The organism is Umboniibacter marinipuniceus (genome assembly GCF_003688415.1).
GTDB classification, from domain to species: Bacteria; Pseudomonadota; Gammaproteobacteria; order Pseudomonadales; family DSM-25080; genus Umboniibacter; species Umboniibacter marinipuniceus.
The window spans coordinates 218,294-240,922 of record NZ_REFJ01000004.1 but is presented as its reverse complement, the minus strand read 5'-3'; the positions used below and the strand labels follow the sequence as shown (position 1 = coordinate 240,922).

24 protein-coding genes are annotated in these 22,629 nt (G+C 50.3%); 8 read left to right on the top strand and 16 right to left on the bottom strand.

Going from position 1 to position 22,629, the window contains the following annotated elements; genetic code table 11:
• From gatB to gatC, 3 genes are read right to left on the bottom strand one after another with little or no spacing between them, the layout of a single operon-like run.
• Positions 1-1,458, bottom strand: coding sequence for an Asp-tRNA(Asn)/Glu-tRNA(Gln) amidotransferase subunit GatB (gene gatB / locus DFR27_RS09425; RefSeq protein ID WP_121877215.1), 1,458 nt, complete (start codon positions 1,456-1,458; stop codon positions 1-3).
• Positions 1,455-2,924, bottom strand: coding sequence for an Asp-tRNA(Asn)/Glu-tRNA(Gln) amidotransferase subunit GatA (gene gatA / locus DFR27_RS09420; RefSeq protein ID WP_121877314.1), 1,470 nt, complete (start codon positions 2,922-2,924; stop codon positions 1,455-1,457). The genes gatB and gatA overlap by 4 nt, the downstream gene beginning before the upstream one ends.
• A 16-nt stretch (positions 2,925-2,940) precedes the next feature.
• Complete coding sequence (gene gatC / locus DFR27_RS09415; RefSeq protein WP_121877214.1) at positions 2,941-3,228, bottom strand: Asp-tRNA(Asn)/Glu-tRNA(Gln) amidotransferase subunit GatC; 288 nt, start codon at positions 3,226-3,228, stop codon at positions 2,941-2,943.
• 219 nt (positions 3,229-3,447) lie between these two features.
• Here gatC and DFR27_RS09410 point away from each other — a divergent pair, with 219 nt between their 5' ends.
• From DFR27_RS09410 to DFR27_RS09385, 6 genes are read left to right on the top strand one after another with little or no spacing between them, the layout of a single operon-like run.
• On the top strand, positions 3,448-4,488 hold the full coding sequence (locus tag DFR27_RS09410) for a rod shape-determining protein (protein ID WP_121877213.1): 1,041 nt from the start codon (positions 3,448-3,450) through the stop codon (positions 4,486-4,488).
• Positions 4,489-4,501: 13 nt separating this feature from the next.
• Positions 4,502-5,383: a rod shape-determining protein MreC gene (gene mreC / locus DFR27_RS09405; RefSeq protein WP_121877212.1), complete on the top strand. Its 882-nt coding sequence runs from the start codon at positions 4,502-4,504 to the stop codon at positions 5,381-5,383.
• Positions 5,383-5,859 carry a rod shape-determining protein MreD gene (gene mreD / locus DFR27_RS09400; RefSeq protein ID WP_121877211.1) on the top strand — a complete coding sequence of 159 codons (477 nt, stop codon included), beginning with the start codon at positions 5,383-5,385 and terminating at the stop codon, positions 5,857-5,859. The genes mreC and mreD overlap by 1 nt, the downstream gene beginning before the upstream one ends.
• Positions 5,826-6,440 (top strand): Maf family protein, encoded by a 615-nt coding sequence (locus DFR27_RS09395; RefSeq protein ID WP_245962643.1) that lies wholly within the window; start codon positions 5,826-5,828, stop codon positions 6,438-6,440. Before mreD ends, DFR27_RS09395 begins: the two co-directional genes overlap by 34 nt.
• A complete protein-coding gene (rng, locus tag DFR27_RS09390; RefSeq protein ID WP_121877209.1) occupies positions 6,433-7,911 on the top strand; it encodes a ribonuclease G in 1,479 nt (492 codons plus the stop codon). The genes DFR27_RS09395 and rng overlap by 8 nt, the downstream gene beginning before the upstream one ends.
• Positions 7,908-11,756 (top strand): YhdP family phospholipid transporter, encoded by a 3,849-nt coding sequence (locus DFR27_RS09385; protein ID WP_121877208.1) that lies wholly within the window; start codon positions 7,908-7,910, stop codon positions 11,754-11,756. Before rng ends, DFR27_RS09385 begins: the two co-directional genes overlap by 4 nt.
• A 62-nt stretch (positions 11,757-11,818) precedes the next feature.
• Here DFR27_RS09385 and yjgA read toward each other — a convergent pair whose 3' ends face one another.
• From yjgA to DFR27_RS09320, 13 genes are all read right to left on the bottom strand, one after another.
• Positions 11,819-12,337, bottom strand: a complete 519-nt coding sequence (gene yjgA, locus DFR27_RS09380; RefSeq protein ID WP_121877207.1) for a ribosome biogenesis factor YjgA — start codon at positions 12,335-12,337, stop codon at positions 11,819-11,821.
• Positions 12,338-12,340: 3 nt separating this feature from the next.
• Positions 12,341-13,690, bottom strand: a complete 1,350-nt coding sequence (gene mgtE / locus DFR27_RS09375; RefSeq protein ID WP_121877206.1) for a magnesium transporter — start codon at positions 13,688-13,690, stop codon at positions 12,341-12,343.
• A gap of 8 nt (positions 13,691-13,698) precedes the next feature.
• Positions 13,699-13,968: an HPr family phosphocarrier protein gene (locus DFR27_RS09370; protein ID WP_121877205.1), complete on the bottom strand. Its 270-nt coding sequence runs from the start codon at positions 13,966-13,968 to the stop codon at positions 13,699-13,701.
• 77 nt (positions 13,969-14,045) lie between these two features.
• Complete coding sequence (rapZ, locus tag DFR27_RS09365) at positions 14,046-14,936, bottom strand: RNase adapter RapZ (protein WP_121877204.1); 891 nt, start codon at positions 14,934-14,936, stop codon at positions 14,046-14,048.
• Positions 14,937-14,977: 41 nt separating this feature from the next.
• Positions 14,978-15,418, bottom strand: coding sequence for a PTS IIA-like nitrogen regulatory protein PtsN (gene ptsN / locus DFR27_RS09360; RefSeq protein ID WP_121877203.1), 441 nt, complete (start codon positions 15,416-15,418; stop codon positions 14,978-14,980).
• A 12-nt stretch (positions 15,419-15,430) separates the two neighbouring features.
• The gene (gene hpf / locus DFR27_RS09355) at positions 15,431-15,730 is read right to left on the bottom strand and encodes a ribosome hibernation-promoting factor, HPF/YfiA family (protein WP_121877202.1); all 300 of its coding nucleotides are present in this window, start codon (positions 15,728-15,730) and stop codon (positions 15,431-15,433) included.
• A gap of 173 nt (positions 15,731-15,903) precedes the next feature.
• Positions 15,904-17,385 carry an RNA polymerase factor sigma-54 gene (locus DFR27_RS09350; RefSeq protein ID WP_121877201.1) on the bottom strand — a complete coding sequence of 494 codons (1,482 nt, stop codon included), beginning with the start codon at positions 17,383-17,385 and terminating at the stop codon, positions 15,904-15,906.
• Positions 17,386-17,415: 30 nt separating this feature from the next.
• On the bottom strand, positions 17,416-18,141 hold the full coding sequence (lptB, locus tag DFR27_RS09345; RefSeq protein ID WP_121877200.1) for an LPS export ABC transporter ATP-binding protein: 726 nt from the start codon (positions 18,139-18,141) through the stop codon (positions 17,416-17,418).
• A 2-nt stretch (positions 18,142-18,143) separates the two neighbouring features.
• Complete coding sequence (lptA, locus tag DFR27_RS09340) at positions 18,144-18,659, bottom strand: lipopolysaccharide transport periplasmic protein LptA (RefSeq protein WP_121877199.1); 516 nt, start codon at positions 18,657-18,659, stop codon at positions 18,144-18,146.
• Entirely contained in the window at positions 18,628-19,197 is a 570-nt protein-coding gene (gene lptC / locus DFR27_RS09335) for an LPS export ABC transporter periplasmic protein LptC (protein ID WP_170150831.1), read from the bottom strand. Before lptC ends, lptA begins: the two co-directional genes overlap by 32 nt.
• Complete coding sequence (locus DFR27_RS09330) at positions 19,194-19,712, bottom strand: KdsC family phosphatase (RefSeq protein ID WP_121877197.1); 519 nt, start codon at positions 19,710-19,712, stop codon at positions 19,194-19,196. The genes lptC and DFR27_RS09330 overlap by 4 nt, the downstream gene beginning before the upstream one ends.
• A complete protein-coding gene (locus DFR27_RS09325) occupies positions 19,712-20,674 on the bottom strand; it encodes a KpsF/GutQ family sugar-phosphate isomerase (protein WP_121877196.1) in 963 nt (320 codons plus the stop codon). Before DFR27_RS09325 ends, DFR27_RS09330 begins: the two co-directional genes overlap by 1 nt.
• A gap of 8 nt (positions 20,675-20,682) precedes the next feature.
• A complete protein-coding gene (locus DFR27_RS09320) occupies positions 20,683-21,624 on the bottom strand; it encodes a calcium/sodium antiporter (RefSeq protein ID WP_121877195.1) in 942 nt (313 codons plus the stop codon).
• A 146-nt stretch (positions 21,625-21,770) separates the two neighbouring features.
• Between DFR27_RS09320 and DFR27_RS09315 the strand changes: the two genes are divergently transcribed.
• Together DFR27_RS09315 and DFR27_RS09310 are read left to right on the top strand one after the other, a co-directional pair.
• A complete protein-coding gene (locus DFR27_RS09315) occupies positions 21,771-22,361 on the top strand; it encodes an MlaC/ttg2D family ABC transporter substrate-binding protein (RefSeq protein WP_121877194.1) in 591 nt (196 codons plus the stop codon).
• Positions 22,362-22,384: 23 nt separating this feature from the next.
• Positions 22,385-22,627 carry a BolA family protein gene (locus DFR27_RS09310; RefSeq protein ID WP_121877193.1) on the top strand — a complete coding sequence of 81 codons (243 nt, stop codon included), beginning with the start codon at positions 22,385-22,387 and terminating at the stop codon, positions 22,625-22,627.
• Positions 22,628-22,629: the final 2 nt, after the last annotated feature.

The window sequence follows — 22,629 nt, the reverse complement described above, 5'->3', positions numbered from 1 at the left end:
TTACTCCTCAATGAATGCGTTTAATTTGGCAACTAATAACTCATTGACCATCTTAGGGTTTGCCTGACCCTTGCTAGCCTTCATGATCTGACCCACGAAATAACCAAGCATTTTCGGTCGCTTATCCGCGGCGGCTTTGCTGTAGTTAGCTACTTGAGCGGCCGAATTAGCGATAACCTCATCGATCATGGATGCTAATGCGCCACTATCGGAATTCTGCTTAAGACCGTCACGTTCGATGATTTCATCTGGGGTGAGTTGGTCCTTCCAGCAAGTCTCAAACACTTGCTTTGCAATTTTGGATGAAAGCGTGCCGTCATCAATTCGGGTGATAAGTTGTGCCAGATGGGTTGCGCTGACGCGCGACTCAGCAATGCTAATACCATCGCGATTGAGTGCGGCAGAGAGCTCCCCCATCACCCAGTTGGCCGCCAATTTGGCTTGCTGGCAGCCTTCAACAACCGCTTCGTAATACTCAGATAGTAAGCGATCACTAGCAATAAGTAATGCGTCATATCTAGGTATTTGATAATCGCTTACAAAGCGTTCGGCCTTGTCATCAGGGAGCTCCGGTAGCGTTGCGCGCAGCGCCTCAATAAAACTATCATCAATATGTATGGGTAATAAATCAGGACATGGGAAGTAGCGATAGTCATTGGCCACTTCCTTCGAACGCATACTGCGGGTCTCATTTTTTTCGCTGTCGTAAAGGCGAGTCTCCTGAACCACGGTCCCACCATCTTCGATGAGTTCAATTTGCCGTTGGGTTTCAACTTTGATTGCCTTTTCTACGAAGCGAAATGAGTTGATGTTTTTGATTTCGGCCCGTGTGCCAAGCGCTTCCTGGCCGGCAGGTTTAACCGATACGTTCGCGTCGCAACGCATAGACCCCTGCGACATATCGCCGTCTGAGATGCCAATGTAGGTAATTAGCGAGTGGATCTTCCGCAGGAAAGCGACAGCTTCCTCAGCGGAGCTGATATCGGGCTCGGTAACGATTTCAATGAGTGGGGTGCCCGCACGATTGAGGTCGATTGCCGTCTTACCTGGAATTTCAGTGTGAATGGATTTGCCGGCATCTTCTTCGAGATGAGCGTGATGAATTCGAATGTTTCGCTCCGAACCATCTTCAAGTGTTACGGTCACTACGCCAGCGCCAACAATGGGTTTGTCGAGCTGAGTGGTTTGATATCCCTTGGGTAAGTCGGCGTAAAAGTAATTCTTGCGCTCGAAGACCGACTCTCGGCCAATTTCCGCGCCAATGGCCAATCCGAACTTAGTCGCCATTTCAATCGCGCCACGATTTACTACCGGTAAGGTACCTGGAAGCGCCATATCGACTTCGTCAATTTGGGTGTTGGGTGCTGCACCAAATTGCGTGGAGCTACCAGAGAAAATCTTACTCTTGGTGGCAAGCTGAACGTGAATTTCTAGGCCAATAACAACATCCCACTTCATGCTGAAACCTCCTGCAAGGCAATAGGCGCTCGCTGCTTGTGCCAGTCGCTGTGTTGTTGGAATTGGTGGCCAAGGTGAAGAATATTCGCTTCGCCGAATGCAGGGCCAATGAGTTGCATGCCAATCGGCAGGCCTTTAGCCATGCCGCAGGGTAGAGACATTGCGGGCAAGCCGGCTAGGTTCACGGCGAGGGTGTAAATGTCTTCGAGATACATTTTGGCCGGGTCACCAAATTTCTCGCCAAGTTTGCAAGCGGTAGAAGGAGTGGTTGGGGCGAGAATCACATCAACCTGTTTGAACGCCTGCTCGAAGTCGTCTTTGATGAGGCGGCGGAGTTTTTGGGCCTTGCGATAGTAGGCGTCGTAGTAACCGGCCGAAAGGGCGTAAGTACCCACTAATATTCGGGTCTGTACCTCGGCTCCAAACCCTTCGCTACGCGAACGGCTATAGAGATCCTTGAGGTCCTTTGGATCTTCGCATCGATGGCCGAATCGAACGCCATCAAACCGCGATAAGTTCGCCGAGGCTTCCGATGGCGCAATGACATAGTAAGCGCTCAGAGCGTGTTGGTTCATTTCGAGAGAGATGGGAACGATAACTGCCCCCTGCTGCTGCAGTTGGCTAATAGCAAGCTGAATAGCGTCCCCGACTTCCGAATCCAAGTCAGCGCTAAAAAAGGAGGCTGGGACACCGATCCGTAAACCGCTAATTGGTGTGTTGAGCTTGGTTAGAAAATCGCTATTTGGATGGGCTACGCTAGTTGAGTCTCGGTTGTCGTGACTCACCATGGTGTTGAGCAGCAACGCGGCATCTTCAGCGGATGTTGCCATAGGGCCCGCTTGGTCTAGGCTGGACGCGAAAGCAATCATCCCCCAGCGCGAAACCGAGCCATAGGTAGGCTTTATGCCGGTGAGCCCCGTGTGCGCGGCGGGTTGACGAATAGAGCCGCCAGTGTCGGTGCCGGTTGCGATGGGCGCTAGGGCCGCCGCGACGGCTGCTGCAGAGCCTCCCGATGAGCCTCCTGGGATGTGGTTAGTATTCCAAGGGTTACGTGAGGCACCAAAAAAGCTCGTTTCGTTGGACGAACCCATGGCAAATTCATCCATGTTGGTTTTCCCCAGATTAACCATTCCTGCCGCGGCGATGTTGGCGGTAACAGTGGATTCATAGGGAGGTATGAAGTTCTCTAACATGCGGCTAGCGCAGGTAGTTTTAATCCCCTGGGTACAGAAAATATCTTTATGGGCAATCGGTACGCCGGTGAGTGGGCCAGCTAAGCCGTCGGCTCTTTGTTTGTCGGCCATCTGAGCCTGCTTTAGCGCGCCATCGCGATTCACCGTGATGAAGCTGTTAATGTCGCTATCGAGTGATTCGATTCGCTTCAGAAAGTGTTCGGTAAGTTCGGTGCTTGATACGGTGCCCTGGCTTAACAGCTGACTGAGTTGTGCTACCGATTGAGTGTGCAGTGTCATATCGCTCATCCTATTCTACAACGCGTGGAACAACGAATTGTCCATCTTGGGATTCAGGCGCGTTACTTAACAGCGCGTCGCGATTGTTTTGCTTGGTGACCTCGTCAGCTCGCAGGATCTGAATTGCGTCCAGTGGGTGAGCTAATGGCTCCACATCATCGGTGTCCACCGCTTGCAGATTATCAATCAGATTAAGCACTTGGTTGAGCTTCTCTGTTGCCTTGTCAATGGCGGGTTGATCGAGTGATAACATTGCGAGTTCAGCAACGTGTTGAACGGACTCATTAGTGATGGACATACCGCGTAAAAACCTCTTAAAAGCGAACGAATTTGGCACTCTGTGGTCATAAAAGCGAACCGTGCCTAAAAAACCGACCAATGGGGGTAACTTAACACATTAGCTCCTTGCTCTAAAACCCCATGGTTGTTAGAGTTGCATCATTCTATATAAAAAAGTTTGGCGCCTAGATCTCACCGTTATGACGAGTGGCCGAGCACAGTTAAAAAGGTTAACTAAATGAAGCTTTTCAAAGGCATTCGCGGCATGTTCTCAAGCGATCTTTCGATCGATTTGGGTACCGCCAACACGCTAATTTACGCAAAAGACAAAGGTATCATTCTTGATGAACCGTCAGTGGTTGCTATCCGTGATCACAAAGGCACCAAAATGGTTGAGGCCGTGGGTGTTGAAGCCAAGCGCATGCTGGGAAGAACGCCGGGGAATATTTCCGCAATTCGTCCCTTGAAAGATGGTGTGATTGCGGACTTCAAAGTTACCGAAAAAATGCTGCAACACTTTATCCGTAAAACTCATGAGTCGTCGTTCGTCACGCCAAGTCCACGGGTGCTCATTTGTGTGCCATGCATGGCCACTGAGGTTGAACGTCGAGCTATTCGTGAGTCAGCACTTGGCGCCGGAGCGCGTGAAGTACACCTTATTGAAGAGCCAATGGCGGCGGCAATTGGTGCCGGACTACCTGTTGAAGAAGCCAGCGGATCCATGGTTGTTGATATTGGTGGTGGTACCACTGAGATCGCAATTTTAGCCTTGTCGGGCGTGGTTTACTCGGACTCAGTTCGAATCGGTGGTGACCGTTTCGATGAAGCTATTTCTAACTACGTACGCCGCAACTATGGCAGTGTAATTGGTGATGCCACAGCAGAGCGAATCAAGCATGAAATTGGCTGTGCTTATGCCGGCTCTGAATTACGCGAGATCGATGTTCGTGGCCGCAACTTAGCCGAGGGTGTACCACGTAGTTTCACGCTGAATAGTGATGAAATTCTGGAAGCACTGCAGGATCCGCTAGCGGGAATTATCCAAGCGGTTAAAACAGCGCTTGAGCAGTCTCCGCCTGAACTGGCATCGGATATTGCTGAATCGGGTATCGTACTGACTGGTGGTGGCGCCATGCTACGAGATCTAGACCGTCTAATTATGGAAGAAACAGGTCTTCCGGCCATCGTTGCTGAAGACCCACTTACCTGTGTGGCGCGTGGTGGCGGTAAAGCTCTAGAGATGTTGGATAATAGTAAGCTTGGATTACTGTTCTCATAATTGAGGTGATCTTATCAAACCGCTGTTTAAACGTGATGCCAAGTTAGGAAGTTACCTTGTTCGGCTCATCGTCGTGGCAGTCATCCTATTAGCTGTTGATAAGAACGTGGGCTTAAGCTCAATGCGAATGGCGCTGACAACTTTGTCGGCGCCTTTTTATTGGCTGAGCAGTTTACCGGATCGCGTCGACCAATGGGGTGACGATAATCTAGTCAGTCGAGAACGTCTTATGGCTCAGAATTCTGCGCTGCGGGCGGAAAATGAGCAGCTGCAACGGATGCTGCAACAGTTTCAGTCAGTGACTAGCGAGAACGATCGTCTGCGACAGATGATGGGTGCCTCTGAGCGTTTAAGTCACGACGTCATTACCGGGCAGCTTATTGGTGTTGCGCCTGATCCGGTCCGACAGGTAATTATCGTTGATAAGGGCAAGGAGGACGGTGTTCGAATTGGCCTTCCCGTTTTGGATCGTTTAGGGGTTGCGGGTCAAGTTATTGATGTGTCTGCCACCACCGCAAGCATTCTGCTGCTAACGGATCAAAGTCACGCGCTTCCGGTTCGTTTCTTGTCGAGCGATGAACGCTCGGTAGCTGAAGGCGCGGGAGATATCAGTCAACTGCAGCTTCTCTTCGTGCCACAAACCTCTTCCGTACAGCCAGGTGATGTCATCGTTACATCTGGGTTGGGAGACGTATTCCCCGAAGGCTATCCCGTAGGCGAGGTAGATTTTCTGCTTCGCGATCCGAATCAGCCGTTCATGGAGATTCGTGTACGCCCTTACGCTCAGCTTAATAAGAGCCGCTTCTATATGATCTTGGTTCCTCATCTGTCAGTGGACACCGAGGGCCTTCAAGACGCGGATTTGCCAGCAACTGAACCAGGTGAGTTAGACTAATGTTGCCGCAGGTTTGGATGGCAGCGGTGATTACTGTGCTGGTAGCAGTCTTATTCACTGTGGCGAGTGTTGTCGACCCCATTTATCGTCCTTCGCTCTTAGGGTTGAGTGTGGTGTTTTGGTGTATCTATTTTCCCGATAAAGTCTCCTTAGGGACCGCTTTTATTTGCGGCATCATTGCCGATGCACTCACCGGTGCGCTGTTTGGTTCTCACGTGCTAGGCTTCTGCGTTGTTGCCTATCTCACCACGTTGATGAATCGCCGCTTACTAATGTTCACGTGGGTACAGCGAATTCTGTTCGTATTCGTTCTAATGGGAATTTCTCAAGCTATCATTAACTGGGGCTTTGCTATTCGCGGGGAGGCGATGCCTGGACTGAGTTATTTGCTTCCCGCCACCACCTCTGCCCTAGTTTGGCCAATCTGGAAAGTGTTTATGAAATGGCTCCACCCAAAACGAGCAATGCCGCGATGACCAAGAGCAATCTTTTTCTAGCGTCAGCGTCGCCGCGTCGCCGAGAGTTACTAGCGCTGTTGGGTATTCCCTTTGAGGTGGTGAGCAATGACATTGTGGAGCGACAAGCTAAAGGCGAGTCCGCCTATGCTTATGTTGAGCGCTTGGCTAGAGAGAAGGCTGAAGCGGGTATTCAAGGTAGAAGCGGCGTAGTGATTGGCTCGGATACCTTAGGTGTGCTTGATGGTGTGGTGCTAGAAAAACCAAGGGATAAAGAGGACGCTCTGCGCATGTGGCGCGCCATGTCGGGGCGCAGCCATGAAATTCTTACCGCGGTGGCTGTTACGGATGGCACCAGTACCGAAAGCCGCGTAGTGTTAACGGAAGTTTTTTTCCGGCGTCTATCCGAATCCGAGATGGCTTACTATTGGACGACGGGAGAGCCTCAGGACAAAGCGGGGGCTTATGCAATACAGGGAGTGGGCGGTGCTTTCGTTGAGCGAATCAATGGTAGTTACCATGCCGTGGTCGGGCTACCACTGGTGGAAACCGCTGAGCTATTGTCTATCTATGGAATTCGAGTACTGAACAGCGATGAGTAACGAAATACTAATCAATATCACCCCACTTGAGACGCGTGTTGCGATTGTGGAAGACGGCTTGGCGCACGAGCTCTACTTAGAGCGTGCTAACCACAGAGGCCTCGTTGGCAACATCTATGTGGGCAAAGTTCAGCGCGTACTGCCCGGCATGCAAGCCGCGTTTGTAGATATTGGCTTGGAGAAAGCGGCCTTTATCCACGCTCAAGATGTTGTGGAATTAGACCAGCATGGTATGGAGTTGCGAAAGCCGTCATCGGCAACCCCACCCATTCGCGAACTACTGCATGAAGGGAAGCGCATTGCGGTTCAAGTGATAAAAGATCCCATTGCCACAAAGGGTGCCCGAGTTACCACTCACCTTAGTTTATCTTCCAGATATTTGGTATACATGCCGAAGACGGATCACGTTGGCGTTTCCCAGCGTATTGATGATGAAGTTGAACGCGAGCGACTAAAGCAGATCACCGAGCACTGCAGAGATGAGCGCGGTGGAGGCTTCATTATTCGCACAGTGGCCGAAGGCGCTGATGAGTCTGAACTCGCTTCAGATGCCAAGTTTCTTCAGAAGCTTTGGCTGGATATTGAGCGTCAGCTTACGGATACCAACCAAAAATTTCCGCGCCGCGTTCATCAAGATTTACCCTTGTACCTCCGAGTGATTCGAGATTATGTTCGCCCCGATATAGACCGTATTCGTATAGACGACGAAGACGTTTACGAAGAGCTTACTCGTTTTACCAATAAATATTTCCCCAACATTACCGCCAGGCTCTCGCTAAGTAAGGGCAAGACTCCGCTGTTCGACTTGTTTGGCGTTGAAGACGAGATTCAGAAAGCACTGAAACGCACCGTTCAGCTCAAGTCCGGTGGTCATATTGTTATTGATGAAACGGAAGCCATGACCACCGTGGATGTGAACACTGGTGGCTACGTGGGTGGGAAAACCCTTGAGGAAACCATTTTTAAGACTAACCTGGAGGCGGTTGGTGTTATAGCGAGGCAGTTGAGGCTACGTAATATTGGCGGGATTATTATTCTCGACTTCATTGACATGAAGGATCCAGAACACCGAAGAACCGTGCACAGAGCCTTTGCTAAGGTCATGGTCAAAGATTCAGTCAAGACAACGATCACCGGCATTTCAGAAATCGGTCTGATTGAACTGACACGAAAGCGTACCCGCGAGAGTTTAGAGCAGCAGGTCTGTGATTTATGTTCGGTCTGCGATGGGCGGGGTGTTGTTAAGTCCGCGGAATCCGTATGTTATGAAGTATTCCGCGAAATTCTTCGTGACGCGCGCCAGTTTGAGGGCGAAAAGCTTGTTGTAGTGGCCTCTTCAACCGTCATTGATCGTCTGTTGGATGAAGAATCAACGGCGGTAGCAGATATTGAACTGCTGTCCGGTAAAATCATCGAGTTCCGCCATGAACCCCTCTATAGCCAAGAACAGTACGATATTATTTTAGTATGACGAAGCGCATCGTTCCTTTTCTTATCACCGCCTTTTGGTGGACTTTATTAAGTTTGCTGGTTATCTGTGCCATTGTGATAAGCCTTGCGCGTGAATTAACTCCGAATGCCGCTAAGTACCGAGCGGAATTCGATGGCTACCTCTCAGCCATCACAGGATTGCAGGTCCAAAGTGACTCACTCTCCGCAGATTGGCCTGGCTTGGCGCCGGAGATTGAGATAAGAGGCGTCCAAGTCGTAGATCGCGACGGCAATATTATAGCCACTTTCGAGCGTTTGTTTCTCCAAATTGATTTACTGAGTTCGCTCTGGAATGGCGCCTTAACAACGCGCAGTGGCGAGATTTCGGGGCTCGACTTCTCTCTGCAGCAACGTACTGACGGCCTTTGGTTTTCTGCGGATAGTGGTGGTTCAACCGAAGGCGCGGATGTGAAACAGTTTCTAAATAGTCTGTTTCGTGCCAAGTCGTTAACGTTGCGAGATTCGACCATCAGGCTTATTACCCGAAATAACGTTGAGCTGCCGTTGGTGATAGCCGTTGCCGATATTCAAGCTCACCGCACAGGGAATACCATAGAGGCTGAGTTATTAGTAGGGCGTTTAGCTCGGCAGGTCAGCTTTCTCGCGGACTTTGAAGGACTTCCTTGGTCACCCAAGTTCGATGGAGAGGCCTATCTTGATATCCGCAATCAGGTCATTGATGATGACGTCAAGGCGCTTGCTCTGGAATCACGTATCTTTTCGGGTGAACTGAATCTGACTGAAGATTTGGCTATTGGCGGACAGCTTTGGGTAGATTGGGACTCCATCGATCAAGTTCGAGCTCAGGGCGAAATGTCGTTTAGCTATATTCCGCTACCCGCCAGCTGGGAGCAGTTTAGCCTTCATACTGTTCGAGCTGATCTTGCGATGCAGTGGGATGGCCAGCGAGTCAGCCGGCTCCTAGTGGAGAATGCGGCCTTTCATTTAAACGAGGACGCCTATACGTTACCTGCTATCTTGGTTGAAGGCGAGCTTACGGGGCCGGGTGCATTTATTCAGGTTGATATTCCCAGGGTCAATTTAGCTGATACCGCTAAAGCGATTGCGAGGTTGCCGTCGAGTAAGTTGACTGAGGTATTCGCCACACTTAACCCCACTGGTACGCTTCGAGATGTGTCAGTTAAGCTGCCTTTCGCCTCGCTAATGGATACCGCTTTCAGCGCCGAGCTTGATGTGGTCAACGTCGAGGCGTGGGGAGGGGCTCCTGCCGTCACTAACCTTTCAGGGAGCCTGGTTGCCACGGCGCTGAGTGGCTATGTAGACATCCGCGCTACTAATTTTACCATGGCTTTCCCAACTATCTATGATGCAGCGTTTGAAACGGATCAAGCTTCAGGGCGTGTATTTTGGCAAGTCGATACCAGTATTGATCGAGTACAGGTTGGGGCAAGTGACCTGCAAATGCTTGGGCCAATGGGGGTAATGTCTGGCGCCTTTTATCTAGATGGGCTCACTAAGCCTGTTGAGAATGTGACCAGTAAGCTGACCTTACAGATTGGTTTGGACCACTCTCAGGTAGTCTGGCATGAGCGACTTGTGCCCTTTATCGTTTCGCCCGGCTTAAGAGATTGGCTGGACAGTGCGCTGGTAGCAGGAGACATTGCCGAGGCGGATTTTGTGATGCTCGCTGAATTGGGTAACGACTGTTCAAGCTGTAATGTTGTGCAACTCAAGGTAGACGCACAGAACGCGACATTGAACTACCTGGACGGCTGGCCTGCTATTAACGGAGTAAATGGAAGAGTCATCCTCGATAATTCCGTAGTGACCGCGGATATCCAGCCTCTTTCCTACTTAGGTGGAAACCTAGTGGTTGAGAAAGTCTACTTAGAACCGAACCACCGTGGGGTAATGGCGCTAGAGGTTGATGTGCTTACTGCTGGAGAGAGTGGTGAAATTATCGGTGCATTCCAACAAACTCCGGTATGGGATAATATTGCAGGGACTCTCGGTAGCTGGCAATTCACCGGGGGTGTTGACGCAGAGGTAAGTATTCGCAGCGAGCTGTCGCCTGGCGCTACGCCAGAGATATTAATTGATGCGGAGCTGAATGGCGTTGACCTGAGAATTGATGACGTAGGGCTTTCCATTGCGGACTTAACGGGACGTGTGGAATCGGATCTTTACTCCCTAGAATCCACCGATCTTCAAGGTTTCTTCTACAGTGACCCCCTAGCACTGACGCTGAGCGGTAATCTAGATAATTTGTCTCTGGGCTTTAATACGAGCGCCACAATCAATGAGTTGGCCGATTGGGTGGGCCAGCCGCTGGATCTATTCGGTGTTGGCACTACCGATTTTAACGGTAGCTTTAGTTTGCGCAAGGAGTTGCCGCCGCGAGTGATTGTGGAGTCCAAGCTAGTAGGCGTAGCGGTTGACCTACCCGATCGTTGGTCAAAGACCGCGGCAGAAGAGACGCCCTTTAGAGTTACTATCCCCTTTTACGAAAACGGCTACACCGTCCAGATTGATTATCGCGATGATTTTCGGAGCAAGATGGAGATCGCTGGCGGATCGCTGCGGCAGTTGATCATCTCCCTCGGTAAACTTGACTCAGAGCTTCACGAGCCCCGCGCTGATATCTGGTTGAGTGCAGAGCTTGATTATTTAGATCCTAACCGTTTTCTGGACTGGTTCGGGCGAAAGCAAACCAACTTTGGCGGCGGCGGGGAGTCAGTGTCAGGGTTGACCATTGGGGCTGCGGCGCGAACTAATCAGTTGCGCTTGGCCGATGATATCCTGTTAACAGAAGTGGAGGGCATTGCTAGCAGAGAGTCTATGGCTTGGCAGTTTGATGCCAGTGCCAACGAGTTCTCGGGCGGCGTACGTATTGCCGACGGTGATCAGCCTTGGGAGCTAAACCTCGACTATCTTAAGCTCCCGGCCATAAATACTTCCGGTGGTGGTGCTCAAGGTGGTCGACAGCAAGCAATCTCTCCAATGATGCTTCACCGGCTTCCGGAGCTCAACGCCCGAGTAGATGATTTAAGCGTAGATGGGCAGGACTACGGCCGCTGGGAATTCAATACCAGGCGCTTGGATGATGGCTTCCGCTTGCAGGATATTAGTGGTGAATATGGCGGTTTGACCGTTGAACCCTCCGCGAGCGGACCGCTATGGATAGAGTGGCGGGAACGTCAAGAGGGTAATTCCACGGCGATGAACCTGCGCATGGAGACGGCTAACTTTGCGCAGCTACGTGAGGAAATGGACTGGGCGATTCCCATTGCCGCAGAGCAATCTGAGCTGACCCTGCGTTCAAGTTGGTTCGGGAACCCATTCGATTTTGAGTTGCTCACGGCTGCGGCCGATGTTGAATTTAGTCTTACTCGTGGAAAGCTAGAGACCACGTCCGCGAGTACGGATGCGATGAGATTGTTTAACCTATTTAACTTTAATACCTGGGCCAGAAGGCTCCAGTTAGACTTCTCGGACTTGGAGAAGGGTGGAATTAGTTTTGATGAGCTATCGGGGCGGTTTATTTTGGATGTTGGCCACTTAAGTGTTGTCACTCCCGTAGAGCTTGATAGCCCATCCTCGCGATTCGTTATGACCGGCACCGCTGACTTGAATGAAAATACCGTTGACTCGCGCTTAAATGTAACCTTACCCGTTGGCAATAATGTGGCTTGGATTACGGCCATCGCAGTGAGTTTACCTGCCGCAGCGGGCGTGTTCTTGGCAGGGCAGCTGTTTGAGGAACAGATGGATCAGCTTTCCACGCTCAGTTACAAAGTGAGTGGTTCCATTGACGAGCCCGATGTCAGTTTCGAACGATTCTTTGGGAAAAACGAAGAGAAATAGCAGTGGGCTCTAAGCTGCTATTTCAGTATCTAAGCTTCTATTTCAGTGTAACCGGCGGCTCGCTAGTCAATTAAATAGTCACGTAGGGCTTTGAATAGCTTCTTGGCATCGTTGGTTGAATAGGGGTTGTCGGGCTGTTTAGCGGCAGCCTTCTGAGCATTACGAACTAGGTTGCGCATTTGTTGACGGTCCACCTGAGGGAATTCTTCAATAAGCTGAAAAACAGCTTGATCACCTCGGTCAATGAGTCGGGCACGCCAGGACTCTAATTGCTTCTCGCGCCTAACGTTAGCCTCAGAGCCAGGCTGAGTTAGCTCATAGGCCTGTTGAATGGCTTCGCTATCTTCATCACGCATCAGCTTACCAATACGTTGCATCATTCGGCGTTTAGCTTCTTTATGCTTTAGACGGTCGTACTCATCAATCGCTTCGGCAAGCAGTTCCGACATAGGAATCGTCGCGCGTTGCTTCTTATTGAGTTCAATGAGTGAAGTGCCAAGCGACTGGAGCGCTTCCATCTGGCGTTTTACTTCGGATTTGCTGATCCAATCGTCTTCGTATTCGTCGTTATGCTCGGTCATGTTTTAGCCGTAAAAAATGGTCGCTAGTCCTAAGAAGGACAGGAATCCCAGTACATCCGTAGCAGTTGTTTGAATCATACCGCCGGCTAGCGCTGGGTCGATTTTCATTGATTTTAACACGAGCGGGATGACTGTGCCCGCTATTGCCGCATTTAACAGGTTAAATATCAATGCCAGGCCAATGACGAGTCCTAAGGTCCACGCGCCAAACCAGAAGTAGCTCATGATTCCAACTGACACGGCGAAGAAAATGCCGTTGATAAGGCCCATTGTGAGTTCACGGCGAAGTAACCAGCCTAAGTTGCTTCTGCTGATCTGTCCAAGCGCCATACCACGGATGACTACCGTTAACGTTTGATTGCCAGCTACGCCCCCCATACTCGCCACGATGGGCATTAGGATGGCGAGAGCGACAACCTGCTCGATGGTCGCCTCAAACATTTTGATGACAGTGGAAGAGGTGAAGGCGGCGAGCAGATTAATAGATAACCACAGTGCTCGGCGCGGGAGTGACTTGCGGACGGTAGCAAAGGTGTCGATATCGTCATCTAATCCCGCCAGTCCCATCATGTTATGGTCCGTGTCCTCTCGGATCACGTCCACCACATCGTCAATGGTAATTCGACCCAGTAAACAGCCGTTACTGTCCACCACCGGAGCGGAAACCAAGTCGTTTCGTTCGAACAGCTGTGCTACTTCTCTATCCGTGGCGGTTGCAATAATAGGTTCGACGCTGGTCACCATCACTTCGCGCACAGTCATGCTAGGATCTGAGGTAAGCACGCGTGATAGCGGCAGCGTTCCAACGTACTCGTCGCCGCTGTTCACTACAAATAGGCTGTCTGTGGTGTTGGGTAGGTCATCGTGACGGCGAAGGTAGCGTAACACCACATCGAGGGTAAACTTCGGTCGCACCGTGATGGTATCGGTGTTCATGAGGCCGCCAGCGGTGTCTTCATCGAAACTTAAAACTCGCTCAACACGATGACGGTCTTGCCAAGACATTTCTTGGAGTACGTCTTGGATGACATTCTCAGGAAGTTGCTGAAGAATATCGACGATATCGTCGGTTTCGAGGCCCTCGGTGGCCGCGGCAACTTCAGAAGCCTCCATCCGTTCCAAAAATTGACTTTGGATATCCTCTGAGAGCTCGGTAAGAACCTCTGGTTGAGTCTCGTCGGCGATATTTGCCCAGAGTAGGCGACGAGTAGGCGGAGTAGAGCTTTCGATTAATCGTGCTTGGTTGACGGGGGGTAAGTGCTTGATGATACTGCGAATACGCGCGCCGTCATCCTGAGCGACGGCATCGCTTAGCTCGTGGAACTGTTCGCGGGTTAAGGCATCATCGTACATAATGACTACTACTCGTCTTCGTCAAAACGATTGTTAATTAGCGCCTCTAAACTTTGCATCGCGGCCTCTTCATCTTTGCCTTCACAGCTAATCTCAATTTCGGCGCCTTGGGCGGCCGCAAGCATCATCACGGACATAATGCTTTTCGCATCAATCTCTCGTTGAGCGTAGCCTATTTGCACCGAAGCACTAAACTCGCAGGCACATTTGGTTAGCTTAGCTGCCGCTCGAGCATGCAGGCCAAGCTTATTGATAATAGAAATTTTCTTCTTGATCATAGCAAGCCACAGGTTGGGAGTTGTTTATTGCTGCTTAGTCTATCACTAATCAGCGAAGATCTCGAAGGGTTCGCTCGTTACTTTGGGGTGGCAGGCCAGCGATGGCGTTCTCGATGACGAACGACAAGGTTGGGATGTTGCGCTAGCAGCCGTCGTGCCAGTGCCTCGGCAAGATAAACTGAACGGTGTTTGCCACCAGTACAGCCAATTGAGATAGTGAAATAGGCGCGGTTCTCACCCTCATATTCCGGAATCCAGCGTTCGGCTAAGTGCGAAATATCTTCGAGCATAGCCTTAACCATGGGTTCATCTTTGAGGAAATTAACCACTTGAATGTCGCGACCAGTAAAAGCTCTTAGTTTTTCATCCCAATGAGGATTAGGAAGGCAGCGAACATCGAACACAAAGTCCGAATCGTTGGGGACACCGTGTTTAAAACCGAAAGATTGTAAGGTCAGGTTGAGTCGACTCTCATGCTGGTCGCTCGCAATTTTATCTTTTACGAGCGCCCGGAGTTCGTGCACGGTGGTGGTGCTGGTGTCTACTCTGAGGTCAGCCAAACTGGAAAGTTGGTCTAATAGAGTGAGCTCTTCCTGAAGTGACTCCCGCAATGCTTGACTATCACCGGAGAGCGGATGTCGGCGGCGTGTCTCGGAAAAGCGAGTCATTAATACTTCAGTGTTGGCGTCCAAGAACACAATCCGTACCTGAATGCCAAGTTCCTTGAGGAGCTCAACAATGGCGCCAAATCTTGCAATTTCAGTACGGCTGTTCCGAGCGTCGATTCCCACAGCAATACCGCGAAACACGTCGTTATTTTGGTTAACTTTGTCAACTAAATCAGGAATAAGAGAAGCGGGGAGATTGTCTACCGTATAGAAGCCGTTGTCCTCTAAGGTGTTAAGTACTTGGCTTTTACCGGAGCCTGATCGACCCGTTACGATTACAAGCTGCGTTGGCGCAGTCATTTGAAGTTCCTTCTTTAGTTTGTCTAAATTTTACGTTGGCCTTAGCCTACCAGTTCATAGAGCTCGCTGGCACTCGTTGATTGACGAAGTTGTTCGATAAAACGAGAGTCATTAAAACGCTCGGCTATTGCGCTCAATGCCTGTAAATGATCTTCGGTAGCTTCTTGAGGGACAATCAGCGCACAGACGACATCAACAGGTTGGCCGTCGTGAGCGTCAAAGTCTATAGGGTTTTCAAGGGTAAGTAGGACACCAATGACCTCAGGGCAACCGGGAATTCTGCAGTGGGGAATAGCAATGCCATTGCCAAGACCCGTGCTCCCAAGGCGCTCGCGTTCGAACAGCGCCTTAAATAGTTCAGTGTCGTGGATTCCCATCGATTCAGAAACGATCTCAGCAATCAATTCTAGACAGGTTTTTTTGCTGCCAACCCGAGCGGATGCTCGGGTTGTATCAGGGGTTAGAAGTTGTGCTAACTCCATGGCGGGTTGGGATTAGCCTTGGCGTCGTGCCGCTATCCCTTTCTCCTTGTGCTTTAAAATTTGTCGGTCGAGCTTGTCAACCATATGGTCAATCGCTACATAAAGATCATCTTCCACGCTCTCGGCGTGAATATCTTCACCTAGAACATGAAGCGTAGCTTCCGCTTTTTGGCCGTTCTTTTCAACACTAAATGTCACATTTACATTATTGATGTTGTCAAAGTGGCGTTCAAGCTTTTCTAGTTTCGACATGGTGTGAGCGCGGATGGCGTCGGTGAGAGGAAGTTGGTGTCCAGCGATGTTTACTTGCATAAGTATTGACCCTCTTCGTATTACAGTAGATTAACAGAACAGCCTAGGGGGAAATGGCCCCTTCTAGTGAACGGTTCGGCGGGCTGTCTTCGTCACAAACCGTCTGAAAGCAGGAATAACTTTCCCTTATTTAAAGGTAATAGGTTTTTACGAAACTGTGGGAAAAAATTCTACTATTTGAGACGCTTTCGTTGACTTGACGGCGCAATGCCAATTGCTTCTCGATACTTCGCCACAGTTCTTCTTGCTACTTTGACACCATCGGCTTCCAAAAGTGCCATCAATTTTGCATCGGACAGGGGTTTATTTGGCGGCTCACTCTCTACAAGCTTTTTGATGAAGGCCTTAATGGCCGTTGCCGAGGTGGTGTCACCTGAGTCCGACGATACGTGAGACGAGAAGAAATACTTGAGTTCAAAAACGCCTCTTGGAGTTAGCATATACTTGCCGGCTGTTGCCCGCGAGATAGTAGATTCCGCAAGACCAAGCTCTTCCGCTACATCGGCGAGTACCATGGGCTTCATTGCCTCGGGGCCATAGTCAAAGAAAGCTCGCTGGCGTTCTACAATGGCCGATGCAACGTTAAAAAGGGTATCGAAACGGCTTTCTACACTCTTGATAAACCACTGAGCTTGTTGCAGGTTTTCACGGAGAAATTTGTTGTCATCACTGGCATCGCCGCGTTTGATCAACGCTGAGTACTCGCGATTCACACAGAGTCGTGGTGCCACATCGGGGTTTATTTCAACGTGCCAAAGATCTTTACGCAGTGAAACCAGTACATCGGGAATAACATACTCAGAATCAGACTCCGAAAAACTATCGCCTGGGTGGGGGTTTTGTTGTTGAATCAAGTCAATTGATAGTTCGAGTTCACCCTCGGAGCATTTCAGCAACTTCGCCAATTTCTTGAAGTCTTGCTTTAGGATCGCGGGCATATGATTGCTAGCAATGATGATGGCCCTGGCAACGGTGGGATGCTTAGGGTCCATTTCGCTCAGCTGGAGTGCAATACACTCACCAAGGTCTCGCGCACCTACACCAATTGGGTCGAAGCTTTGGATGAGGTGTAAGATGGCCTCGACCTCGTCGATCTCGAATTCGTTGTCATCGGTTTCTTCGTGGCGGTTTAAATCGTCCGCGATGGATGCGAGTTCGGCGGTTAGCCAGCCATTCGAGTTAATGCTGTCAATCAGATAGTCACCAATAAGGCGATCGCGGATCGAGAGTGGCTTCATCGCTAACTGAAAGCTCAGGTGATCCTGCAGGCTAGCGTCTTGGCTGCGGTTCGCTAGGAAATCAAAGTCATTCTCTGGGGCAGCCTTTGCGGGACCACCTGAATAGACGTCATCCCATTGACTGTCCACGGGCATATCGCTGGGGATATCTTTCTCCCACTTAGGCTCTGAGGCTGACTCGGTTAGTTGATAGCTATCTGGCGAGTTATCGTCACGCTGCTCGTTACTCAGCGAGTTGCTCTCGCTAGGTAATGCGGGGCTACTATCCTCTACGTCTAAGAGCGGATTGCGGTCAAGGGTGTCTTGAATCTCTGCTTGCAAATCAAGCGTTGAGAGTTGTAGTACTTTCACCGCCAGCTGAAGCTGCGGTGTCATGGTCATCTTAAGGCTGGTCTTTAATTGTAAGCTCTGTTTCATGACAAACCATCCATGAGGTAATACCCAGCACTAATACTGAAAGTTTTCACCAAGATAAAGTTCTTTTACCTTCGCGTTATTCAGAATATCGTCTTTCCCGCCATGTGCAATGATGTGGCCACCACCCACAATGTATGCTCGTTCACAAATCGCAAGCGTTTCGCGCACATTGTGATCGGTAATAAGGATGCCGATACCTTTCGAACGTACATGCTCAATAATAGACATGATCTCGTTAACGGAAATTGGATCTACGCCCGCAAAGGGCTCGTCGAGAAGAATAAATTTGGGTTCCATTGCCAGGGCACGAGCAATTTCGACCCGACGGCGTTCGCCGCCCGACAACGCAATGCCCATGGCGTCCTTGATATGCGTGATGCTGAATTCTTCGAGTAACTCATTCATCCGCTCGCGGCGCTGGCTCTGCGTGAGGTCTGCTCGATTCTCTAGGATGGCTAGAATGTTTTGGCTGACGGTAAGTTTGCGAAAAATCGACGCTTCCTGCGGTAGGTAGCCAATGCCAGAAATAGCTCGACCATGCATAGGCTGTTGAGTGATATCGAGCTCGTCAAGTTTGACGGTTCCTTTATCAGAAGGAACTAGGCCGACAATCATGTAGAAGCAGGTGGTCTTTCCGGCGCCGTTTGGCCCGAGCAGACCAACCACTTCACCGCTGCTTACTTCAATGGAGACATCGATAACAACCGGTCGCTTGTTATAACTCTTGGCGAGGTGTTTCGCGCTAAGCGTAGCCATGATTACTCCTCACTCGGTGTTTGAGCTGGTGGTTGAATGACGTGCCTAACGCCACCCGAAGCGTTCGCCGCTCCGCGTTCTAGATCGAATTCAATACGATTGGCTGAGACTTCCGAGCCTTTATTGCTGAAGAGTGCCTCACCGGTAACCACTACGAGCTTTGTTAGCAAGTCATAATCAACTTGATTGCCTTGCGCGTAAACCTCGCCAACTTCGCTAGACGGCGTATCTTTAAACGTTGCCGGCGGGCCGATAGCTAAGACTCGAACTACTTCTCCATCTTCGTAAAAAACATCGATACGCCCGGCTTCGATGATCAATGAACCCTGAATAATCTTCGCGTTACCAATGTACGAGGTAATGCCCCGTGCAACGTCTTGAGAAAAATCCTCGGAAAACATCTCAATGGGTTTGTCTCTATCCTCGGGCAGCCCGTGAGCGTTTGCAGACGAAAGAAAAACGCATATTAAAAGCAGCAGGGTGGCGTTAACGAGTAGGTTCATAATAGGTTTCAACATTGCCTTGAAGTTCGTAATACTCGCGTGCGAGCCAAAGTTTGAGACGGTCGCCGCGTGACTTTCCGAAATGACTATCAATGGTCACAGGATAAATCGCTTGAGCGAATGCTTCGTTAGGATAGTAATCAATCCGAGCGGTTTCAATCAATTGGTATTCGCCGTCACCAAGCTCTTGGAACAGTTTGACCTGTTGGTTGAGGCGAATCATATCATCTCGGCGATAAAAGGCCGCTCTTCCTGCTTGGACTTCCCAAGGGTTTAGGTCGCTTTGATCGTAAAGTTTCATGGTAGGTTGTTCAGCTACCATCAACTCGGCGGCTTCGAAATATTTGAGGTCTGGAGAGTTCAGTTGCCACTCAAGGTTGCCCACTAAGTTTGAGTAATGGCGAATCTCTGCATCCACTAGAAATAGTGAAGGTGGTACCTGCTCCGTTGGCGCAGGTTGAGCTTGTTCGACTTGGTTTGCAATCAAAAGCAAGTAGATGGCAGTGCAGCCAACTAAGAAACCGATGACGACTTTAGCACGCTGACTGATCACAGCCACTTTTCCAGGACGCTGTCATAGCGGCCTTGTGCTTTCAAGATCATATCGGCAACTTCGCGGAATGCGCCTTCACCACCACGGCGCTCAGTAATGTAGTCGGCATGGTCTTTAACCGCGCCGTCAGCGTTTGCTACCGCGATGCCAAGTCCAACGCGGCGAATACAAGCTAAGTCTGGCCAATCGTCACCAACATAGGCAACTTGAGATGGCGCTAACTGTCGTTCCGCGAGCATTTCACTGAGCGGGACCCATTTATCCTCACGGCCTTGAATGATGGTTTTGATGCCTAAATCGGCAGCACGTTTTAGCACCATGTCGCTAGTGCGCCCGGTAATGATAGCAACTTCGATACCCTCAGACTGCAAGAGCTTGATGCCGTGGCCGTCTAGGGTGTTGAAGTTTTTGAACTGCTCACCTTGAGCAGTGAACATCAGCTGCCCATTAGTGAGCACACCGTCAACATCCGTGACCACGAAGCGTATTTGCTGCGCAAGTTCATTCGCATTCATTAGGCGACTCCTGCTTTGAGAAGATTATGCAGATGAACCACTCCCACCACTTCATTATTATCGGTGACCACCAAGCTAGTAATTTGCCAGTCTTCCATGAGTGCGAGTGCCTCGGCCGCGAGCATGTTCGGGCCAACCGTTTTGCATTCGGTTGACATGACTTCCGACAGCGCTACCGGCATGACGCGATCATAGTGATCCATCGCGCGGCGGAGGTCTCCATCGGTGAAAATACCTTTGAGCGTCCCGTTGTCTAGCACTAAGGTCATACCAAGGCCTTTGCTGGTAATCTCAAAGAGTGCATCGCGGACGGAGGTAGAGGGTGAACAGACGGGTAGGTCGTCGTCACCATGCATGACATCGCTGACTTTTAATAAAAGCTTTCGCCCCAGTGCTCCGCCAGGATGAGAAAAAGCAAAGTCCTCGGCGCTGAAGCCTCGAGCTTCCAGGAGCGCGATGGCTAGCGCGTCACCCAAGACCAATTGTGCCGTAGTGCTTGAGGTTGGCGCCAGGTTGAGTGGGCAGGCTTCCGTATCAACGCCACTATTCAGTGGTGCATCGGACGCTAGCGATAGCGTTGAAGAGAGGTTGCCGGTCACACTGATAAGCTTAATACCAAGGCGCTTGATAAGTGGCAGTAGCGAAACGACTTCAGCAGTTGTGCCGCTATTACTGAGCGCTAAGACAACATCGTCTTCGGTCATCATTCCCAAGTCGCCGTGGCTCGCTTCGGCGGGATGAACAAAGAAGGCAGGTGTGCCCGTTGAGGCGAGCGTAGCCGCTACTTTTTTACCAATATGGCCAGACTTGCCCATGCCAGTCACAATGACTCGGCCGGAGCAGTTCATCACGATGTCACAGGCGGTGGAGAAATTATTGTTTAGACGGCTCAGAAGGCCGCTAACCGCTTTAGCTTCAAGGTCTATGGTTCGCTTTGCAGAGGCAAGGTGATCAATGGTCATAAACGTCCTTAAACAAGAAAGTAATAGTAGGCACAGAATGAGCTTAACATAACCACGCCAAAGCTTCTGCCTAGCTTACTGCCGCGGCGTTTCAATGTGAGTGCGCAGGCGATGACAAGCAACGCGGTTAAGCCAGCCATGACATAGTAGTCACGTGACAGAATATCTGGGTCAATGGCCAATGGCCCGACAACGCCAGGAATGCTCGCTACGGCGATGATATTAAAAATGTTTGAGCCAATAATATTGCCGAGTGCGATGTCGTGATGACCTTTCAGTGCACTGGCGACTGACGCCGCAAGTTCGGGGAGGCTGGTCCCTACCGCCACAATCGTCAAGCCAATAAGGAGCTCGCTGACTCCCAGCGTGAGCGCGACGCCCTTAGCGCCCCAAACCAGTGTATTGGCGCTGCCAATCAGAATGGCCAGACTAACGATAAACCAGGCAAACGTCTTGAACCCTTCGCTGCGTTCAATTTCTTCTTGTTCTACCCCGGTTTGAGTTCGCGATACCAGCCAGAGAAAAACAGGTATAAGTAACAGGAGAATCAATCCCTCGAGTCGGCTAAGCTCGCCGTTAAAGATGAATAACCCAAGGAGCGCGGTAACGCCCACCAGAAAGGGTGCTTCCATCTTGAATAACTGTTTCGCAATGGGAATGGGGGCAACAATAGCGGTAATGGCCAACACCAGCGCAATGTTGGCCACGTTTGATCCTAAAGCATTACCCATTGCGAGGCTTCCAGAGTCACTCAGGCTCGCGCTTAGCGCGACCAGTACCTCAGGCGCAGACGTGCCCAAGGAGACAATGGTTAAACCAATGGTCATGGTTGACATACCTAGGTTTTTGGCAATAGAAGCGGAGCTTGCTACGAATCGGTCTGCACTCCAAATGAGTCCGGCAAAACCGAGTAGGATGGCAAGTGTTTGATAGATGATTTCTGTTGACATAAAAGCAGGTACTACAACGTATGATTAGATGAACTTGTAATTTTAAACTCAGAACGAGTTAATGTCAGTAGAATTCGGTGCCCTTTCATTGGAACTTACCCCTAGTAGCGGTAGAATGGCATCAGCAGAGATAGGAAGCTTGAGTTATGAAGCGTTTGCAAATTGTATTACTAGCACTGTGTGCACTGTTGGTTAACACCGTAGTGGCAGAAGAACTGTCGGCAGATGAAGCGGTAGCCAAAATGACTAACGACGTCATTGAGGTGGTCATGGAAGCTAAGGAGAATGGTAATGATCTAGATGGCTTTATGCCGCGTCTAGACCAATTAATGACCTATTACGCAGACTTCGATTGGATTGCCGCCCAAATCATGGGGCGTTATCGTCAGGGTGCCTCGCCCGAGCAGATCACCCGCTTTGGAAGTCGTTTCAGGTCGGTCATGATTTCTACCTATGCAAAAAGCTTTTTAGCCTATAACGGCGAGCGCGTCACCACCTTACCGGTAGAAGAGCGCTATGCTGGCGAGCGAAGAGTGCCTGTTCGACAAACTGTCGAGGGGATCGCTGGCGGTTTAAACGTTATCTACACTATGGGGCAGCGTTCAGACGGCCGTTGGGTCATGTTGAATTTACGTGTTAATGGTGTGAATTTAGGGCAGACCTACAATCAACAATTTTCGCGAATGATGACGGAGTTCAACTCCGTTGACGCGGTAATCGATAACTGGGGGCAATAAGCCTATCCAGACCAGAGGATATTATGGAAGCAGAACAAGTTAAAGAAATCGTCGTGGCGGCTTTTCCTGAAGCGCAGGTCGACGTAGGTCGTGACGGCAGTCATTACTCAATTCGCGTGGTAAGTGAGAGCTTTGCGGGTATGACACCAGTTAAAAAGCAGCAGAGTGTATACGCTTGCTTGAATGAACACATTGCTTCCGGTGCGCTTCATGCACTGCATATTCAAGCGCTGACACCAGCACAATGGGCTGCAAAACAAGGCTGAAC

Coding starts and splice junctions, on each gene's coding strand:
- gatB (WP_121877215.1), bottom strand. CDS start 1,458: ATGAAGTGGGATGTTGTTATTGGCCTAGAAATTCACGTTCAGCTTGCC.
- gatC (WP_121877214.1), bottom strand. CDS start 3,228: ATGTCCATCACTAATGAGTCCGTTCAACACGTTGCTGAACTCGCAATG.
- DFR27_RS09410 (WP_121877213.1), top strand. CDS start 3,448: ATGAAGCTTTTCAAAGGCATTCGCGGCATGTTCTCAAGCGATCTTTCG.
- mreD (WP_121877211.1), top strand. CDS start 5,383: ATGTTGCCGCAGGTTTGGATGGCAGCGGTGATTACTGTGCTGGTAGCA.
- DFR27_RS09395 (WP_245962643.1), top strand. CDS start 5,826: ATGGCTCCACCCAAAACGAGCAATGCCGCGATGACCAAGAGCAATCTT.
- rng (WP_121877209.1), top strand. CDS start 6,433: ATGAGTAACGAAATACTAATCAATATCACCCCACTTGAGACGCGTGTT.
- DFR27_RS09385 (WP_121877208.1), top strand. CDS start 7,908: ATGACGAAGCGCATCGTTCCTTTTCTTATCACCGCCTTTTGGTGGACT.
- yjgA (WP_121877207.1), bottom strand. CDS start 12,337: ATGACCGAGCATAACGACGAATACGAAGACGATTGGATCAGCAAATCC.
- mgtE (WP_121877206.1), bottom strand. CDS start 13,690: ATGTACGATGATGCCTTAACCCGCGAACAGTTCCACGAGCTAAGCGAT.
- DFR27_RS09370 (WP_121877205.1), bottom strand. CDS start 13,968: ATGATCAAGAAGAAAATTTCTATTATCAATAAGCTTGGCCTGCATGCT.
- rapZ (WP_121877204.1), bottom strand. CDS start 14,936: ATGACTGCGCCAACGCAGCTTGTAATCGTAACGGGTCGATCAGGCTCC.
- ptsN (WP_121877203.1), bottom strand. CDS start 15,418: ATGGAGTTAGCACAACTTCTAACCCCTGATACAACCCGAGCATCCGCT.
- hpf (WP_121877202.1), bottom strand. CDS start 15,730: ATGCAAGTAAACATCGCTGGACACCAACTTCCTCTCACCGACGCCATC.
- DFR27_RS09350 (WP_121877201.1), bottom strand. CDS start 17,385: ATGAAACAGAGCTTACAATTAAAGACCAGCCTTAAGATGACCATGACA.
- lptB (WP_121877200.1), bottom strand. CDS start 18,141: ATGGCTACGCTTAGCGCGAAACACCTCGCCAAGAGTTATAACAAGCGA.
- lptA (WP_121877199.1), bottom strand. CDS start 18,659: ATGTTGAAACCTATTATGAACCTACTCGTTAACGCCACCCTGCTGCTT.
- DFR27_RS09330 (WP_121877197.1), bottom strand. CDS start 19,712: ATGAATGCGAATGAACTTGCGCAGCAAATACGCTTCGTGGTCACGGAT.
- DFR27_RS09325 (WP_121877196.1), bottom strand. CDS start 20,674: ATGACCATTGATCACCTTGCCTCTGCAAAGCGAACCATAGACCTTGAA.
- DFR27_RS09320 (WP_121877195.1), bottom strand. CDS start 21,624: ATGTCAACAGAAATCATCTATCAAACACTTGCCATCCTACTCGGTTTT.
- DFR27_RS09315 (WP_121877194.1), top strand. CDS start 21,771: ATGAAGCGTTTGCAAATTGTATTACTAGCACTGTGTGCACTGTTGGTT.
- DFR27_RS09310 (WP_121877193.1), top strand. CDS start 22,385: ATGGAAGCAGAACAAGTTAAAGAAATCGTCGTGGCGGCTTTTCCTGAA.